This window comes from Chryseobacterium sp. IHB B 17019 (genome assembly GCF_001456155.1).
GTDB lineage: Bacteria > Bacteroidota > Bacteroidia > Flavobacteriales > Weeksellaceae > Chryseobacterium.
The window spans coordinates 2598942-2617348 of record NZ_CP013293.1; the positions used below are offsets into that span (position 1 = coordinate 2598942).

Here is an 18407-nt window from a genome sequence, read left to right on the forward strand (position 1 = left end):
CTAAACATATTGTCTAGCTGTTTGGTAAAATTATTAAATCTAAAAATTATCTTTTGATTGCTTTCGTTGTTGATTTAGAACCGTCTTTAAACGTAACAGTCACTAAGTACAACCCTGAATTCAATTCACTTAATTGTAATTCTTTACCTGGGTTTTCAATAGTTTTCACTACTCTTCCAGATACATCCATTACAGAAACAGATTTGATATCCTTTGTTTCAGCAATATATAAAACATCTTTGAACGGATTTGGATATACCTTAACTTCATTTTTCTTAGCAGAAGTTTCAGCAGTTCCCAAAGTAGTCATTGTAAGAGAGAAATCATCAAATCCCATATAATACGGATCTGTTGTAGTATTGAAAGCCTTGATACCGAAAGAGTAATCTCCTGTAGTTGTAGGCGTATAGGTTACGGTTACTTTCGTATAGTTTGTACTATCACTTCCACCGGTAGCTGTCTGATCAGGGGTAATAAATGTGGATAAACTTGTAGCATTCGTTGGTGTTTGTCCGTTATTTACCAGAACCTCATTCTGCCATCCCGTGTAGTTATCCCCTACCCAAAAGAACGTAAACTCATATGTATTTCCAGCCGTTAAAGTAAATGTAGGTGTCCACAAATAAGCAGCATTAGTATATGGATAATAAATTGTCACATAGTTTGGTGCAGATTTAGGATCATTATAACCTTGCTGAGAAGCATTTCCTGATGTAAAGTTATACGTAGATGAGCTTCCTCCAGGAGTTTGTTTCCAACAATTCGGAATTATTGCAGATCCTGTACTTGCCATTGCATCAAAATTCTCATTCCAAGGCAATGTGGTGATCGGAACACAAAGTGTTGTAAATGTTGTTGGAGAAGCACTCCAGATACTTTTATCTGTAGCAGTACAATTCGATCTCACCCAAGCATAATATGTTGTTGAAGGAGACAGTGAATTCAACGGTGCAGAAGCTGTAGTAGAAGTTGCAGAGTTGCTGGCATCCAGAACGGTAGTAGAAGTAGGTGCCGTATTATTTGTGCTGTAATAAACCTCATACCCGTTTGCAGGAACTGTACCAGGTGCCGTCCAGCCAATAGCCGCCGAATTCGAAGTGACATTCGATGAAGTAACTGCAGATGGCTCTAAACAGCTAGGAATATCCTGAACAGTAATATTATCAAGATAAATACCACGGAAAGTTCCTCCCAAGCCATGCTTAAATGCTAATTGGACATCAGAGCCCGCAGGGATATTAACAGTATATAATGTTTGAGTAGTTGTTAATGAAATAGCAGAACCAATTTGAGTAAAAGAAGCAGGATCTGTAGGGTTTGATAAAGTACCTACTAATACTGTATAACCGTTTGACCCTGATTTTGCGTAGAATCTTACACGCTTAGTACCATCCGAAAGGTTTATCGTCGGAGGTGAAACCAACATTTGACTGCCCGTAGAAGCTGACGAATTATACATATAATAAGAATTCGGCGCTGAATATGAATTTGATGCAGATACATAACCATACCCTGAAAACGAAGCACTTTCTAAATAAGACCAGCAGCTAGGCGCATTATTATTGGTTGAAGAGCCTGTACTTGTTGTATCAAAATTTTCCGTGTACGGAGTAGTGAAAGTAGAACAAGCTGTTTTAAATGTTCCCGCAAAAGACCAAACACTCTGGCTTGTTGCTGAACTACAGTTGGTTCTTACCCAATAATAATAATTTGTATTTGAGTTAAGGCCTCCAATCGTAGTGCTTGTACCCGTTACTCCAGGATAAGTAGGCGTTACTGTACTCGCAGGTGTTGTGTTGGAAGTGCTGTGATATACGTCATAACTTACTGCACTTGCCAGAGTCGACCAGGAAACCAATGCAGAATTAGCCGTTATACTTGCAGGAGCCTGCAAAGTTGGAGGCGCACAATCTGAATACAAATCCGCCGAGAAAGCAAAAATGTTCGGAAGGCCCGAACCACTTGCTTTGGTTACTGTTACACTTTGTATTAGTTTTGCCTGATTTGCAGCATCTATTGCCAACTCACTTTGATATAATCTAGGGTTTGTTCCGCCTTCAGGAGATGGAACATCATCACCAGCAGCAGGAGTTACCCCTGGTTTTTTTATCCTTCCGATCCCTTGAATCGCAAAATTGGTTCCGCCATACCAGTCTGCAAGACTGATGCTTGCAAACGTTTGTGAAGTACCATCTGTAAAATTCACAACCACACTTACCGTAGAAGTACCACTACCGCTAACAGCGAGCATATACAATTTAGTAGCTGCTTTCGGTGTTGTAAATACTAATGTCCCGGCATCACTTATTGCAGATAATCTCAAAGAATTATTTGCATTTAAACTTGCCAATTGATAACTCAATCCGGGCGTTGCTGCTACTGCAGAATTGATAATTCCATCCACAGGAATACCGTATGTAATAGCTGGGGTTGTGGATGTTAGCTGAAAATCTTTAGCTACAAAAGCATAAGAAACACCGTCTACATCATTATTTGTAGAGGTGTTTGAAGATCCTATTCCGTTTGCAATTACATCCGCTGTAAAACCAGAAGCAATAGGCATTTGTTGGAAATTTTGAGCTGCCACAGAACCGGCAGTCAATAGAGCGATCGCATTGAAAGCTCCAAAAAGTAGTTTTAAATTCATAATTTACTAGTTATTGTCGCTGTAAATTTATAAAAAAAACAATATAAAAATAGTTTTGATGAAAAATTTTTAAGAATTTATTAATTATCATGAAAAAATCACTATTTAATCACCAATTAAAGAAATAATTAATCAAAAATATAATTACAAATACCTATTAAATTCTTACAAATAATGATAGAAAACTGAACATATTAAAAATCTCATAAAAATCCATTCAGCCTAAGCTTTATTTTAATATTGAGAAATTAAATCTTATTTTTGCCATACAAATTATTTGAACAATGCCGAATATTTCAAACAGAGCACAACACATGCCGCCGTCGCCGGTAAGAAAACTGGTTCCTTTTGCCCTGAAAGCAAAACAAAAAGGGATAAAAGTATATCACCTGAATATCGGACAACCCGATATTGAAACTCCGGAAACGGCTCTTAACGCTTTAAAAAATATTGATTTAAAAGTATTGGAATATGCTCTTTCTGAAGGAAATATAGAATACAGAAAAGCACTTACAGAATATTACCATTCTCTAGGTTTTGAAGATCTTACCCCAGATAATTTTATTGTAACAAACGGAGGATCAGAAGCGTTGAATTTCGCGATCTCAACGTTGTGCGATGATGGTGATGAGGTAATCATCCCGGAACCGTATTATGCCAACTACAACGGTTTTACAAGTACATTCAATGTCAATGTAGTAGCCGTTCCTTCCACGATTGATACTGGGTTTGCACTTCCTCCGATCGAAGAATTTGAGAAAAAAATTACGGATAAAACCAGAGCAATCATTATTTGTAATCCGGGAAATCCTACGGGTTACCTTTATACCCGCGAAGAGCTTCAAAAGCTGGCGGATATTGCCGTAAAACATGATATTGTTATCATTTCCGATGAAGTGTACAGAGAATATGTGTACGACGGAAAACAGCAGATCTCAATGTTTGCCTTTCCTGAATTAAGTGAAAACTGTATCATAATCGACTCAGAGTCCAAGCGTTATTCAATGTGTGGCGTAAGAATCGGATGTTTGATTACCCGTTCTAAAAAAATCCACGATGCGGCTATGCTTTTTGCACAGGCCAGACTGAGTCCTGTTTTATTGGGTCAGATTGCGGCTACTGCTGCCCACCAAAACGACGGAGCCTACATCAGAGCCGTAAGAGAAGAATATACGCACAGAAGAAATGTTTTAGTTGATTTGTTGAATGCAATTCCTGGCGTTATCTGTCCAAAACCGAAAGGAGCTTTCTATTGTGTTGCAGAGCTTCCTGTGGATGATACTGAAAAATTTGCTCAATGGCTGCTGGAAACATACTCCAATCACGGTGAGACTATCATGGTTGCACCTGCAGGAGGATTCTACAGCAATCCGGAATTAGGTAAAAAGCAGGTGAGAATCGCTTATGTTTTAAAAGAAGAAGATTTAAAAAGAAGTGTTGCAATTTTAAAAGATGCACTTGAAAAATATAAATTGGAATTTAATCTTTAATTTAAAAGCTTAATTAAGATGTCAGCAATAAAAAATACAGGTTTGAAACTCTTCTTCCCTACCCTTTTATTGCTGATATTTTTTTCCTGCAATCAAAAAACTGAAACAACATCCCAACCCAACGAAATTACTTTTATAAGCTATTCAGACATCGGTGGAGAGCTGGGAAATTATAAAATCATTAAAGCCACAAAAGATTCCATCCATCTGGAAAAAGGAGCTACGGACATCAAAGCTCATAAAGAATGGAAATCTGCAATAACTCCCGAAATCTGGCAACGGCTGATCTCATGTATCGACGTAAAAACACTGGATAAGATCAAAAGCTCACCAAGCCAGCAATCTGTGGACGGAATTGACGAAACATTCCAGATCAGGACTCCGAAAAAATACCATGCTTATGTAAATTCTTATGTTGACACCGTTCATTATAAGCAATTACAGAATTTAAAGGATCAACTTCAAAACATTCTTCCAAAAGAATACAAATAAAATCATGCACAAAAATTTTTCACTTCAGCCTTACAATACCTTCGGCGTAGATGCAGCAGCAAAATATTTTATCGAAATTCATTCCATCGAAGAATTAAAAGAAGCCCTTGAATTCTCAAACTCTCAAGCTCTCAAAATTTTATTTCTCGGAGGCGGAAGCAATATCCTTTTAACAAAAGATTTCGACGGATTAGCCGTTAAACTAAGCTTAAAAGGAATCCACGAAGACATTACCGGTGAAAATGAAGTTTTAGTTACGGCAAAAGCGGGGGAAAACTGGCATGAATTCGTGATGCATTGTTTGAAAAAAAACTTTGGCGGGCTGGAAAATCTTTCCCTGATTCCGGGAAATGTAGGAACTTCACCAATGCAGAATATCGGTGCTTACGGAACGGAAATTAAAGATACTTTTGTAAGCTGCACAGTGTTAAATCTTGAAAATCTTCAACTGGAATCTTTTAATCTCGAGCAATGTAAATTCGGGTATAGAGATTCTGTTTTTAAGCAGGAAGGAAAAGGAAAATATGTGATTTTGGAAGTTACTTTTAAATTGACCAGAAAAGCCCACAAAATAAAAACAGAATATGGAGCAATTAAATCCGAACTGGAAAATTCGGGTATTAAAAATCCTACCATTCAGGATGTTTCCAACGCTGTAATCCATATCAGACAAAGCAAATTGCCAGATCCGAAAGAAATAGGAAATGCCGGAAGCTTTTTTAAAAATCCCACCATCACTTTATTTGAATTCGAAGAATTACAACAAGAATTCCCTGCCATCCAAGGTTACCCCAACGGAGATTTCGTGAAAGTCCCTGCAGGCTGGCTGATCGAGCAATGCGGCTGGAAAGGGAAACAGATCGGGAATGTTGCTTCTCATAAATTACAGTCTCTGGTAATCATCAACGCAACCGGAAAAGCCACAGGAAAGGAAATTTTCGATTTTTCGACGGAGATTATTAATTCTGTAAAAGAAAAATTCGGGATTGAGCTAGAGAGAGAGGTGAATATTATTTGATTTATTAAATTACAAAATAATGTCCACAGTGTTATGCTGAGCTTACCGAAGCACCTCAATTATCTAAACAAATTCATTCAAACCAGCTCCTCAAATCTCTTTTCCACAAACCGGCAAAGCAAAAACCCCAGATACACCCCAAAAGTATTCAGGATAATATCATCGATCTCAAAAATCCCCATTCTTGTAAAATACTGAAGCGCTTCCACAATAAAAATTACCGAAATAAAAGTAAAAAGCAGGCTTTTTAAATCCTTAAGTGTAGGAAAAATCCATCCCAGGAACCCAAACGGAATAAACATAATGATATTTCCGAGGACAATAGTGACAATATCCATCCACGAGGAAGCGCCTTTGATGAAATTAATGGTCGATACGATCGGTTTTATCGTAAGAAGATTATCGTCATACTGAAATCTGCCCATCCCGAGAAACAGGAGGTACAATAAAAATAAAGTATAGGGAACGATAATAATTTTATAAAATTTCTTTAACATCGATTGCAAATTTATTCATTTCAAAAACATTAAATTTGTATGTTAAATTAATTTAATGAAATACGTATTACTTACACTGATTTCAGCAATGCTGTTGTCCATTTCATGGCCGACTTACGGGGTTCCATTTTTTATATTTTTTGCCCTTGTTCCATTACTGATGATGGAGCACGGAGTTTCAAAATTCTCGGCGTACAAAAGAAAAAGCTGGGTGGTTTTTGGGCTTTCCTACGTATGTTTTGTAATCTGGAATGTAGTAACGACAGGCTGGCTGTACGGCTCAAAAAACCCTGACGGCAGCCATTCTCTGATGGCGGTTGTATTTCCGGTTTTGGTCAATTCCTTTTTATATTCACTTGTTTTCCAATGCTATCATTGGTACAAAAACGCTCAGGGAACCTATTGGGGATTAGCGTTTTTCATTGCCATCTGGATGAGCTTTGAAAAATTTCATTTAGGCTGGGAACTTACCTGGCCGTGGCTGAATCTCGGAAATGTATTTTCAGATTATCCAAAATTGATTCAATGGTATGATACATTAGGCGCAACCGGAGGAAGCTTCTGGATTCTATTGATTAATATTTTACTATTCTATACGATAAGAACCTGGCAAGCCGGAAGAAAAAGGAAAGATTTGATTAAAAACTCTTCTATTGTAGCTGCTTTGATCTTCATTCCAATGATTATTTCTGTCATTAAATATAATAGCTTTAATGAAAAACCAATCGGGCAGGTAAATGTATTACTGCTTCAGCCTGATCTTGACCCTTATGCCGAAAAATATTCTAAAGACAGTCTCGTTATTGAAAATGACCTACTAAACCTGGCTGAAAAAAACTCAGCAGGGAAAATTGATTACTACATCGCTCCGGAAACTGCTCTTCCAGGAAGAGGCTCTATTTCAGAGGCGGCTTTTGAAAAGAGCTTTCTTCTTAATAATATCAAAGGATTTTTATCAAAACATCCGGGCTCTGTTTTTGCGACAGGAATTTCTTCACATAAATTCTATACCAGCGAGGAAAATCTACCAAAAGAAGCCTATCAGCTGAATCCGGGACTTTGGGTGGAGAGCTTCAACTCAGCCATTCAAATTGTTCCGAACCAGAAGGTAGTGGTTTACCACAAAGGAAAGCTGGTTCCCGGTGTTGAAATTTTCCCTTACATGAATTATTTAAAACCAATTCTAGGTGATGCAATGCTTAATCTGGGAGGTACTGTCGCTTCTCTGGGAACGGATAAAGAACGTGTTGCATTCTCAAACCCCTTCAATAAAGGAAAAATTGCTCCTATCATTTGCTATGAAAGTATTTATGGAGAATTCACCACCGATTATGTAAAAAAAGGAGCCAATTTCCTGGCCATCATGACCAATGATTCCTGGTGGGGCGTTACGGAAGGCCACAAACAGCTTTTATCTTATGCAAAACTGCGAGCTATAGAAACCCGAAGAGAAATTGCCCGCGCAGCCAACAGTGGAATTTCTGCACATATCAACGCAAAAGGTGAGATTGTAGCTGATACTTTTTATGGAGATCAGACCGCCTTATTTGCAAAAGTGAATCTTTACGATGAAATGACCTTTTACACAAGAGCCGGAGATTTTCTTTCAAGAATTTCTGTTTTCGCTCTGGGCTTTCTGTTGTTTTATTTTTTAATTAAATGGTTCCAGAATAAGAGGAAAAAAAGCTAAGTTTATCAATTATTTTAATCACAAAAGCTGTAATTTTTTTTGAAAACACTTTAAAACAAAAACAATCATTGACTTTTGAGATTTAAAAATGAAATTAATTCCAGTCAATATTAATAAGTTATTTCAAATAATTTTCTAAAAGATTTGTCTATCTAAAAAATTCTTCGTTATTTTGCAACCTCAAATATTATACAAATAAAGAACATCGAGATATGTCAAGAATTTGCCAAATAACAGGAAAGCGTGCAATGGTTGGTAACAACGTTTCTCACGCTAATAACAAAACGAAGCGTCGTTTTGAAATTAACTTATTGGAGAAGAAATTTTACCTTCCGGAGCAAGATAAGCACGTAACACTGAAAGTATCAGCTCATGGATTGAGAGTGATTAACAAGATTGGAATCGAAGAAGCTATTGAAAGAGCTACTAGAAACGGATTGATTAAAAAGAACTAAATCATGGCAAAAAAAGGAAACAGAGTTCAAGTAATCCTTGAATGTACAGAGCACAAAGAAAGTGGTATGCCAGGAATGTCTAGATACATTTCTACTAAAAATAAAAAGAACACTACAGAGAGATTGGAATTGAAAAAATACAATCCTGTTCTTAAAAGATCTACCCTTCACAAAGAAATCAAGTAATTTATAAAATATAATTTACCATGGCAAAGAAAGTAGTAGCAACCCTACAAAGCGGACAGTCTAAAAAAATGACTAAAGTTGTGAAAATGGTGAAGTCTTCTAAATCAGGAGCTTACGTTTTCGAAGAAAAAGTAATGAATGCAGACGAAGTAGACGGTTATTTGAAAAAATAATCTACACTTTATTTACAATATAAAAAACTACTCATATTTGGGTAGTTTTTTTGTTATCTTTGCTTCTAATCTAGCTGGAAGTCAGAAGCCGAGGCTGGAAGTTACTCTTCTACTAAACGGTAGAATTGCAGACATCCACCTTCCAACATTAAACAATAAATTCCGTAATTCATAAAAATGAGTTGGTTTAAAAATATTTTTAAAAAAGAAGAGAAAGAAACTTTAGATAAAGGATTGGAAAAATCCAGCCAAGGTTTTTTCGAAAAAATGACGAAAGCCGTTGTCGGTAAAAACAAGGTTGACGATGAAGTTCTGGATAATCTTGAAGAAATACTGATTGCATCTGATGTAGGCGCATCCACAACCATTAAAATCATAGAAAGAATTGAGGAACGTGTTGCCAGAGACAAATACGTCAGCGTAAGCGAACTGGACAATATTCTTCGTGAAGAAATTTCAGGATTATTGCTTGAAAACCCACACAAAGGAACAGGAAATATTGACACCTCCAAAAAGCCTTATGTAATAATGGTTGTCGGGGTAAACGGCGTCGGAAAAACAACTACAATCGGGAAACTTGCCCATCAGTTTAAATCTGAAGGAAAGAAAGTTGTTCTGGGAGCGGCAGATACCTTCAGAGCGGCAGCTGTTGATCAACTGGTAATCTGGAGTGAGAGAGTCGGCGTTCCTATCGTAAAGCAGGATATGGGCTCAGATCCGGCTTCTGTAGCTTTTGATACGGTACAAAGTGCAGTTGCACAGGAAGCAGATGTTGTCATCATTGATACAGCGGGAAGACTTCATAATAAAATCAATCTGATGAATGAGCTTTCCAAAATTAAAAGGGTGATGCAAAAGGTGATTCCTGATGCTCCTCATGAGATACTTTTGGTTCTGGACGGTTCTACAGGTCAGAACGCTTTTGAGCAGGCCAAACAGTTTACGGCAGCGACAGAAGTAAACGCTCTTGCTGTAACAAAACTAGACGGCACGGCCAAAGGCGGTGTTGTAATAGGCATTTCGGATCAGTTTCAAATTCCGGTAAAATATATCGGTGTCGGAGAAAAGATGCAGGATCTGCAATTGTTTAATGGTACGGAATTTGTTGATTCGTTCTTCAAGAAAAGATGATTTATATCATGTTTTCCCTAATTTAGCAATTATTAAAATCATAAATATTAACAATTAAAAAATTTGCAACTATGGGAATTTTAACATGGATCTTATTCGGGCTTATTGCCGGAGCTATCGCAAAACTTATCATGCCCGGAAACCAGGGAGGAGGATGGCTGATCACCATTATTTTAGGAATTATAGGCGCCTTTATAGGAGGTGCAATCGGGGTTTATATCCTTCATTGGGGTGATGTAGATTCCTTCTGGAACTTCAGAAGCTGGATTCTGGCAATCGGGGGAGCTTTAATAGTTCTTTGGATTTACGGAATGGCTACGAAGAAAAGCACCTAAATAATTTAAAATAAAAATAAAACGGCGGATTTGAAATTCAAATCCGCCGTTTTTGTACAAAATATAATTTAGTTGATCTTAATCTGATAAGGCATTTCCATTTTCACTTCAGACTGTAGCTTTCTTTCTTCTATAATCTGCTGCATAATTTCATAATTAGCCTTTCCTATCTTATTTTTAATAACCTTTGCAGAGATATCATCTTCATTCAGATCTTTAAATATCTGCTCGAAAGGTGTCATCTTTTTTGGGTAAGATGAAATTGCGTACGATTTCAAACCTGCTTTTTGAGCCGCAAATTTCACTGCATCATTCAGGGTTCCCAATTCATCCACAAGACCGATTTGCTTTGCTCTTGTTCCACTCCATACTCTTCCTCCACCTACATTATCAATCTGATCAAAAGTTTTTTTCCTGTTTTGAGTTACAAAATGAACAAATCTCTTGTAAGTTCCCTCAACACTTCTCGTTATCAGGCTTACTCCATAAGGCGTAACACCGTTTAAAGAAGAATAATATTGAGAATTTGCATTTGTAGAAACAATATCAGAACGAACGCCGTTTTTATTGGCAATATCTTTAAAGTAAGGAATCACCCCAAAAACACCAATAGATCCTGTAAGGGTATTAGGCTCCGAATAAATTTTATCCGCGGCCATTGCAATATAATATCCTCCTGAAGCAGCATAATCACCAAAAGAAACAATAAGTGGCTTTTTCTTTTTTAATTGCTGAAGCTCAAACAAAATTTCATCAGACGCATTGGCACTTCCACCAGGAGAATTGATCCTGAAAACAACAGCTTTTACTTTATCATTTTCCTGAAGTTCCTTGATATATTTAATATAAGTTTCGGCATGAATATCATTATAATTATCTCCACCATTAATAGATCCTGAAGCATATAAGACAGCAACTTTATCCCCTGATTTTTCATCCTCAGAATAAGATGCTATATATTTTCCTAAAGAGATTTTATTTAACTTATCTTTTTCTTTTAAGTTTAATTTTGATTTAATTAATTCATCATATTCTGTTTTCTGAATTAACTTATCAGCTAATTTATACTTCAATCCCAACTCAGGAATCATTCCGTATAAGCTATCAACAACTGTTCTGAACTGGGCGGTATCAATTTTTCTTGAAACAGCCATTTTTGAAGATGTATTTTTCCAGATGTCATTTAGAAGTGTGCTTAATTGTTCTTTATTTTCGGGAGAAATATCATTTCTTAAAAACGGTTCTACCGCTGATTTGAACTTCCCGTGACGGATTACCTCGATCCCGATTCCGTACTTATCCGCAAAATCTTTTAAGAAAGTCACTTCCGTTGCCAAGCCTTTAAGCTCGATCATTCCAGACGGATTCAGATAGTACTGATCCGCAACAGACCCTAAATAATAAGCTGCCTGCGACACCCCGTTTCCATAGGCATACACAAATTTTCCGCTTTTCTTAAAATCTGCGATTGCATTCCTAAGGTCATCAATCTGGGTAATCCCGGCATTCAGGTCGTCTGCTTCGATACTTATCCCTTTAATTTTATCATCCGTTTTTGCTTTATTAATCGCCTCAATCGCGTCATAAATCAAGACACTTTTATTTTGGTCATTAATATTAAATAAACTTCCCTGTTCTTCCGTAGGGCTGTCTATTATATTTGTTTTTAAATTAATTGTAAGCACAGAATCTTTTTTCACCACTACAGACTTGTCATTTCCCATCGCGCTAAATACAAGCATTATGATAAAAAAGAAGAAAAACACGGCACATAATATAACAATAGCCACTATATTTGCCAGTACATTTTTAAAAAAACTTTTCATAAATCAATCATTTTCCTATATGTCGCAACATAAGGTAGTTTTGTTACTCGGAAGTAATATTGGAGATCAAAAAAAAAATTTAGAAACCGCCCTTCAGAAGATTAAAGAAGGGGGGAATGAAATATTACAAATAAGTGAATTTTTGACATCCGAGGCTGTAGAATTTGTCAGTTCCAATATTTTTTGTAATATTGCATCAATAATATTGACAAGTCTTTCACCTATTCAACTACTTGATTTTGTTAAAAGTATTGAAATTGAGATGGGCAGAAGTAACGATTCTAGGGTCACAGGAGGATATGCGGACAGGGTAATAGACATAGATATCGTTACATATAATGAACTGAAATTCGTCTCAGAAAGATTGGAAATCCCTCACATAAAACATCTTTTTGAAAGGGAATTCTCAAAAGTATTATTAAAAGATTTATCTGAATAAAACATAAAACATATTGTATGAAATTAGGTTTATTATTATTGGCCACATTGCCTATTGCAGCTTATGCTCAGGACAGTATCGCAGTTAGTTCTACTAACGAATACCCGAATACGTTCTCATCAGGTTCCGCCAATGTCCAACCTTTCGACAACAAGGCTAGAAGATTTAGAGATTGGTCTATCTCAGTCGGTGGTGGTACTGCCTTAATGGTTCACTCAGATCTTGTATCAGTTTATGATAAAAAGATCAACTGGGGGTACAACACTTACGTGAGTTTAGACAAACAAATCAGCCACGCTTTTGGTTTAAGCCTTATTTACCAGAGAGGAGAAACGAAACAAAAAGCTCAGCTAGAAGGAGCTGCAGGTGTTGCTGCCGGAGTTGCAGAAGCCAATACCAAGTACAATCAAATTGCTTTAATGGGAGACATCAACTTCTCAAACCTTTTGAGAAGAGTTGATAATCATTCTCCGTACAGATGGGCATTGCATGGTTACGCTGGTATCGGTTTTATGAACTTCAACACGTCCTTGCACGACAACAACGAATTCAGATGGAGTACTTCTCCAGCAAGAATTCCTTTGTTCATTGATAAGAAATTAGACTTAGCATCTTTCTATTACCAATTCGGTACTGGTCTGAAGTATAATGTTTCTAAGCTTATTGATATCGAAGCCAGAGCAATGTATACCATCAGTGGTGATGATGAGTTCGATGGTGGTGGAAATGCTGGTAAAGCAGATTACGATCCTTTATCCAAAGTTTCTAAGTATAACATGATCAACAAGAGAAGATCAGATAATATGCTGACTGTAAACTTAGGACTTACCTTTAAATTAGGTAATAAACTTTCACACCTGACATGGCATGATCCTTTACAAGAAGCTTATTACAGAGCCAACGTGCTGGAAAGCAAAGAAACTGATTTTGTAGTTTGTGAAAAAGGAGATAATGACAATGATGGCGTTTGTGATGATTGGGACAGACAACTTGATACTCCTGCTGGTGCAAGAGTTGACGGTGCCGGTGTTGCATTAGATATGGATCTTGACGGTGTCATCGATTTATACGATAAATGTGTAACCGTTCCAGGACCTGTAGAAAATCAAGGTTGTCCTCCAGCTCCTGCTGCAGTTTCAACTTCTGCAACTGCTGTAGATGAAATCAACAAAAACTTTGAAGGTATTGAATTTGAGCTTAACAGTGATAAGATCAGACCTGTATCTTATGGAAAGCTAGATCACGCTGCAGACGTTATTAAAAGTTTGAATTCTAGTGATAAGTTTTTGGTAATTGGAGCTACTGACGCTAGAGGTTCAGCTGCTTACAACTTGAAACTATCTCAGAAAAGAGCTGATGCTGTTGTAAAATACCTTAATAGCAAAGGGGTTTCTTCTGGTATGCTTATTGCTGAAGGAAGAGGTAAAACTGACCTTAAGTATCCTGAATGTGATCCAGCTTCTAAATGCTCTGAAGAAAAAAACGAGGCAAACAGAAGAGTTTACTTTCAAGCAAAATAAAAATCATTTAATTAACTAAATAAAAAATACATTATGAAATTAAGTTTAGCAATTGTTGCATTTGCATTAGCTGTTCCGACGGCAGGCTTTGCACAAGACTCAACTGCAGTAGTTTCAAATGGAGAATATCCAAACACATTTTCTTCAGGCTCTGCGAATGTTTCCCCCTTTACAAATAAATCAAAAAGATTCAACGACTGGTCAATTTCAGTGGGTGCTGGTGTTCCATTAGTACAATCTGCAGATTTAACATCTATAAAAAACGGTAACGGTAAAAACCTTTTTGGTTATTCAGCGTATGTAAGTATTGACAAAGCTATTACTCATGCTTTTGGTCTTAAATTACAATATGACAGAGGGGAAACTAGACAAGGCTGGTTCAATACAAAAGATTCTGCACCTAGCGGTATGGGATATCAGGAAGTAGGAGCCAGAACTCAATATGATGCGATCTCAATTTTAGGAGATATTAACTTCTCAAACCTTTTGAGAAGAGTTGATAATCATTCTCCTTTCAGATGGGCATTACACGGATATGCGGGTGTTGGTACTCTTGCATACAGAGCTTATCAAAAAGACGCTGCAGGCCAGAGATTAATGACTGAAATCAAGCCATTCAAACTTGGATCAATGTTTGGTCAGGCTGGTGCTGGTCTTAAATTCAAAGTTAACAGAAGAATTGACATCGAAGGTAGATTAATGTATGTAATGACTGGTGATGATGAATTCGATGGTGGAGGTCACAAATACAGCGATATCAACCAACGTGAAGAGCAGGTTTCTGACAACTTCTTCAACGCAACTTTAGGTGTTTCTTTAAAATTAGGAAAACACGAATCTCACTTAATGTGGCATGACCCACTTCAGGAAATCTATTACAAGCTAGATGTTTTGGCTAACAAAAATCAAGATATTGAAGTTTGTAAAAAAGGAGATCTTGATAACGATGGTGTTTGCGACGATTGGGATAGACAGCTTGATACTCCTGCTGGTGCAAGAGTTGACGGTGCTGGTGTTGCCCTTGATACAGACCTTGATGGTGTAATCGACCTTTACGATAAGTGTGTAACGGTTCCTGGACCTGTAGAAAATCAAGGATGTCCTACAACTACAGCTCCTATTACAGGACCTGTAACAGAAACAGAAACTAAATTAGACGGTATCGAGTTTGATCTAAACTCTGACAGAATTTTACCTTCTAACACTCCTATCCTTAACAACGCTGTTAGCTATATTAATTCTTCAAGCGGTAGTTATAATGTGATCGGAGCTACAGATACAAGAGCTTCTGATGCTTACAACCAGAAATTATCTGAAAGAAGAGCAAACAACGTTAAGAATTATTTAATTCAAAATGGTGTTCAGTCTGGTAAACTTAACGCAATCGGTAGAGGTGAAAAAGACCTTAAATACCCTGAGTGCGAACCTGCTACTAAATGTCCTGAATGGAAAAACAGAGCAAACAGAAGAGTTTACTTCGAAGCTAAATAATAAACTTATTCGTAAATTATATAAAAGTCACGCACTGCGTGGCTTTTTTTATTATAATACTTTCACTATTTTTATCCAATGATTTCTCAGCAAGATTTTCAGGAATTAAAATTTAAAACTTTAAAATATTTTTGGGGTTACGACAACTTTCGTGACTCTCAGGAAGCAATTATTGATTCTATAATCAATGAAAAAGATACTCTTGTTCTCCTACCCACCGGTGCAGGAAAATCACTCTGTTATCAGCTTCCCGCTTTGCTAAAAGAAGGAGCCTGCCTTATCATTTCACCGCTTTTGGCATTAATGAAGGATCAGGTGAACCAATTAAAATTTAGAGGCATTGAAGCAGAATATTTATCTTCCGAATTAGATGAATATGATGCAGAAACAATCTATGGCCGTTGCAAAGATGGCTTAACAAAAATGCTTTATATTTCACCGGAAAGACTTACTAACAAACAATTTCTTCAAAATATTGAGGAAATTCAGCTTTCATTCATTGCAGTGGACGAAGCACATTGTATTTCAGAATGGGGACAGGATTTCAGGCCCAGCTATCAAAATATTAAAGATTTTAGAAAAAATAATCCTAAGATTCCCTGCTTAGCTTTAACTGCTACAGCAACTACAAAAGTTTTAGAAGAGATAAAAGTCAAACTCGAGCTTAAAGATCCTAAAGTTTTTCAAAAAAGTTTCAGAAGAGATAATATTAAAATTTTCACAGAAGAAGTTTCAGATAAATTTCAAAGGATTCTCGATGTTCTTAAGTATACCAATGAATCAGGAATTATTTATACCCGAACCAGAAAAGAAGCTGAACAACTGACCGAATATTTACATAAAAATCAATTGAAAAACGTTGATTTTTACCATGCGGGATTGACTACGAAGGAAAAAAATGCTAAACAAACCATTTGGAACAACAGCAATAATAATGTTTTAATTTCAACAAACGCTTTCGGAATGGGGATTGACAAAGACAATGTACGTTTTGTGATCCACTATTCTCCTTCCCCATCGATTGAAAATTATTATCAGGAAATCGGTCGATCAGGAAGGGACGGAAAAGACAGTTTTGCTTTTATGCTATGGAATAAGCAGGAGCTCTCAAACTTTGATCAAATTTTAAAAAATCAAATTCCAAATAAAGCAGAATTTTTAAAGATTATCACTTATCTGTATTCTATTTTTCAAGTTGCCGAGTTTGAATTACCTGAAAAAGTTTTTCAATTAAATATCAACGGAATTCAAAGCTTTACGAAACTATCGACTGCAAAGATTAAAAATGTACTAAACTTCCTTCATAATCAGGAAATTATTTATTTCAACGACAACAAAAGCCTTTCATCATTACAACTATTAATGCAGGCTGATGAAATAGATCAATTACCGCGGAAAGACGCCTATTTTATAGAGTTAATGCTTCGTACCATATCAGGAATTACTACTCACAAGGTAATGTTCAGTGAACAGCAGGCAAGCAATAAAATCGGGGTAAGCATTCTGTTGATCAAGGAAAGATTAAAGGAACTTCAGGAAAAAGGTTATGTGGAATATGTTGACGGAGCTTTGACAAGCATTAAATTTTTAAAACCACGGGACGAAAGAGTCAATAATTCTATATACTGGAAACTTTTTGAGCATATTCAGAAAAATAAAATCCAGAAATGGGAAGAAATGAAGTTCTTTATTGAAGATAATCAATATTGTAAAATGAAATTGATTCTTGCCTATTTTGGAGAAAAAAATTCTAAAAATTGTGGTCAATGTTCTGTTTGCGAAAAGAATAAGCAATCTATTTTTGGAAAGAACATTTCTGTACAGATTACTAATTTATTGGCTAACAAACCTTCCACGATAGAAGAACTTTCTATCCAGTTGAATTATCATTCAAAAGAAAATATTCTGGAAAATTTAATATTTCTACTTGATTCCGGGAAAGTAAAAATGTTGAATTTCAGGACGTACGCTTTAACATGAGTAATGGGTAATAAGTAATTCAATTCATAATTCATAACTTAAAATCAAAGAACTTATCTTTGCAACATGAAATCATTGAAAGTCGTTTTTTTAGGCACTCCGGAGTTTGCTAAGACTTCGCTGGAAGCCATTCATCAGTCAAATCATGAAGTTGTAGGTGTTGTAACCGTTGCAGACAAGGCAAGCGGACGCGGGCAAAAAATCAATCAGTCACCAGTAAAAGTTTTTGCGGTAGAAAATAATATTCCTGTTTTTCAACCAGAAAAGTTGAGAAACCCTGAATTTTTAGAAGAATTGAGAAAACTGGAAGCTGATGTATTTGTAGTTGTTGCCTTCAGAATGATGCCTAAGGTTCTTTTTGAAATGCCAAAAATGGGAACTTTCAACCTTCATGCTTCCCTCCTTCCAGATTACAGAGGTGCAGCTCCGATTAATTATGCAGTCATTAACGGTGAAGAAAAAACCGGGGCAACCACATTCTTTATCAACGAAAAAATCGATGAGGGGAATATTTTATTACAGGAAGAATTGCCAATTTTACCTGATGAAAATGCGGGAAGTCTTCACGACAGATTAATGGAAATGGGAGCAAAATTGGTGGTGAAAACATTGGATGGCTTGGCAGAAAATTCAATTGTTGAAAAACCTCAGCCCCACGTTGAACATCCTAAAAATGCTTTTAAAATTTTCAAAGAAGATACCAGAATCGACTGGACAAAAAATTCAAAGGAAGTTCATCAGTTTATTTTGGGAATGTCACCCTATCCTGCAGCTTTTACAACTTTAAAAATCGGGGAAGAGGAAAAAGGATTGAAAATATTTGGAGGAAAGTTTGAAATTGAAAATCACGGGAAACCCGTTGGAAGCTTAGAAATTTCAAAAAATGATTTTAAAATTTACACTCTGGATGGCGTTTATTTTCCATTAGAATTGCAATTGGAAGGTAAAAAAAGAATGAATATCAAAGATTTCTTGAACGGATTCAGAAATTTTGAAGAAATAAAAATGGCTTGATTTCTCAAGCCATTTTTTATGTC

At 36.4% G+C, this 18407-nt stretch carries 17 protein-coding genes; 14 read left to right on the top strand and 3 right to left on the bottom strand.

Annotated elements, in window-relative coordinates; translation table 11 throughout:
* Positions 1-46: 46 nt before the first annotated feature.
* Entirely contained in the window at positions 47-2647 is a 2601-nt protein-coding gene (locus ATE47_RS12015) for a T9SS type A sorting domain-containing protein (RefSeq protein ID WP_062162195.1), read from the bottom strand.
* 284 nt (positions 2648-2931) lie between these two features.
* On the opposite strand from ATE47_RS12015, the gene ATE47_RS12020 reads away from it, so the two are divergent.
* The 3 genes from ATE47_RS12020 to murB are packed head-to-tail and all read left to right on the top strand — an operon-like array spanning position 2932 to position 5647.
* On the top strand, positions 2932-4137 hold the full coding sequence (locus ATE47_RS12020) for a pyridoxal phosphate-dependent aminotransferase (protein ID WP_062162196.1): 1206 nt from the start codon (positions 2932-2934) through the stop codon (positions 4135-4137).
* An 18-nt stretch (positions 4138-4155) separates the two neighbouring features.
* Entirely contained in the window at positions 4156-4629 is a 474-nt protein-coding gene (locus ATE47_RS12025) for a hypothetical protein (protein WP_062162197.1), read from the top strand.
* Between the two features lie 4 nt (positions 4630-4633).
* Positions 4634-5647 carry a UDP-N-acetylmuramate dehydrogenase gene (murB, locus tag ATE47_RS12030; RefSeq protein WP_062162198.1) on the top strand — a complete coding sequence of 338 codons (1014 nt, stop codon included), beginning with the start codon at positions 4634-4636 and terminating at the stop codon, positions 5645-5647.
* A gap of 77 nt (positions 5648-5724) precedes the next feature.
* On the opposite strand, the gene ATE47_RS12035 is transcribed toward murB, so the two are convergent.
* Positions 5725-6144: a VanZ family protein gene (locus tag ATE47_RS12035; protein ID WP_062162199.1), complete on the bottom strand. Its 420-nt coding sequence runs from the start codon at positions 6142-6144 to the stop codon at positions 5725-5727.
* A gap of 55 nt (positions 6145-6199) precedes the next feature.
* Between ATE47_RS12035 and lnt the strand changes: the two genes are divergently transcribed.
* From lnt to ATE47_RS12060, 6 genes are all read left to right on the top strand, one after another.
* Positions 6200-7834 carry an apolipoprotein N-acyltransferase gene (gene lnt / locus ATE47_RS12040; RefSeq protein ID WP_062162200.1) on the top strand — a complete coding sequence of 545 codons (1635 nt, stop codon included), beginning with the start codon at positions 6200-6202 and terminating at the stop codon, positions 7832-7834.
* Between the two features lie 212 nt (positions 7835-8046).
* Positions 8047-8289, top strand: coding sequence for a 50S ribosomal protein L28 (gene rpmB / locus ATE47_RS12045; protein WP_002976757.1), 243 nt, complete (start codon positions 8047-8049; stop codon positions 8287-8289).
* A gap of 3 nt (positions 8290-8292) precedes the next feature.
* The gene (rpmG, locus tag ATE47_RS12050; protein ID WP_027373683.1) at positions 8293-8475 is read left to right on the top strand and encodes a 50S ribosomal protein L33; all 183 of its coding nucleotides are present in this window, start codon (positions 8293-8295) and stop codon (positions 8473-8475) included.
* Between the two features lie 20 nt (positions 8476-8495).
* On the top strand, positions 8496-8648 hold the full coding sequence (locus tag ATE47_RS18915; RefSeq protein ID WP_002976755.1) for a DUF4295 domain-containing protein: 153 nt from the start codon (positions 8496-8498) through the stop codon (positions 8646-8648).
* Positions 8649-8825: 177 nt separating this feature from the next.
* A complete protein-coding gene (gene ftsY / locus ATE47_RS12055; protein ID WP_062162201.1) occupies positions 8826-9779 on the top strand; it encodes a signal recognition particle-docking protein FtsY in 954 nt (317 codons plus the stop codon).
* Between the two features lie 71 nt (positions 9780-9850).
* Entirely contained in the window at positions 9851-10114 is a 264-nt protein-coding gene (locus ATE47_RS12060; RefSeq protein ID WP_062162202.1) for a GlsB/YeaQ/YmgE family stress response membrane protein, read from the top strand.
* Positions 10115-10182: 68 nt separating this feature from the next.
* On the opposite strand, the gene sppA is transcribed toward ATE47_RS12060, so the two are convergent.
* The gene (gene sppA, locus ATE47_RS12065; protein WP_062162203.1) at positions 10183-11940 is read right to left on the bottom strand and encodes a signal peptide peptidase SppA; all 1758 of its coding nucleotides are present in this window, start codon (positions 11938-11940) and stop codon (positions 10183-10185) included.
* Between the two features lie 19 nt (positions 11941-11959).
* Between sppA and folK the strand changes: the two genes are divergently transcribed.
* From folK to fmt, 5 genes are all read left to right on the top strand, one after another.
* A complete protein-coding gene (gene folK / locus ATE47_RS12070) occupies positions 11960-12379 on the top strand; it encodes a 2-amino-4-hydroxy-6-hydroxymethyldihydropteridine diphosphokinase (protein ID WP_062162204.1) in 420 nt (139 codons plus the stop codon).
* 17 nt (positions 12380-12396) lie between these two features.
* Positions 12397-13899, top strand: a complete 1503-nt coding sequence (locus ATE47_RS12075; protein WP_062162205.1) for an OmpA family protein — start codon at positions 12397-12399, stop codon at positions 13897-13899.
* A 33-nt stretch (positions 13900-13932) separates the two neighbouring features.
* Positions 13933-15390 (top strand): OmpA family protein, encoded by a 1458-nt coding sequence (locus ATE47_RS12080; protein WP_062162206.1) that lies wholly within the window; start codon positions 13933-13935, stop codon positions 15388-15390.
* Positions 15391-15468: 78 nt separating this feature from the next.
* Complete coding sequence (locus ATE47_RS12085) at positions 15469-17370, top strand: RecQ family ATP-dependent DNA helicase (RefSeq protein ID WP_062162207.1); 1902 nt, start codon at positions 15469-15471, stop codon at positions 17368-17370.
* Positions 17371-17436: 66 nt separating this feature from the next.
* Positions 17437-18384, top strand: coding sequence for a methionyl-tRNA formyltransferase (gene fmt, locus ATE47_RS12090; RefSeq protein ID WP_062162208.1), 948 nt, complete (start codon positions 17437-17439; stop codon positions 18382-18384).
* Positions 18385-18407: the final 23 nt, after the last annotated feature.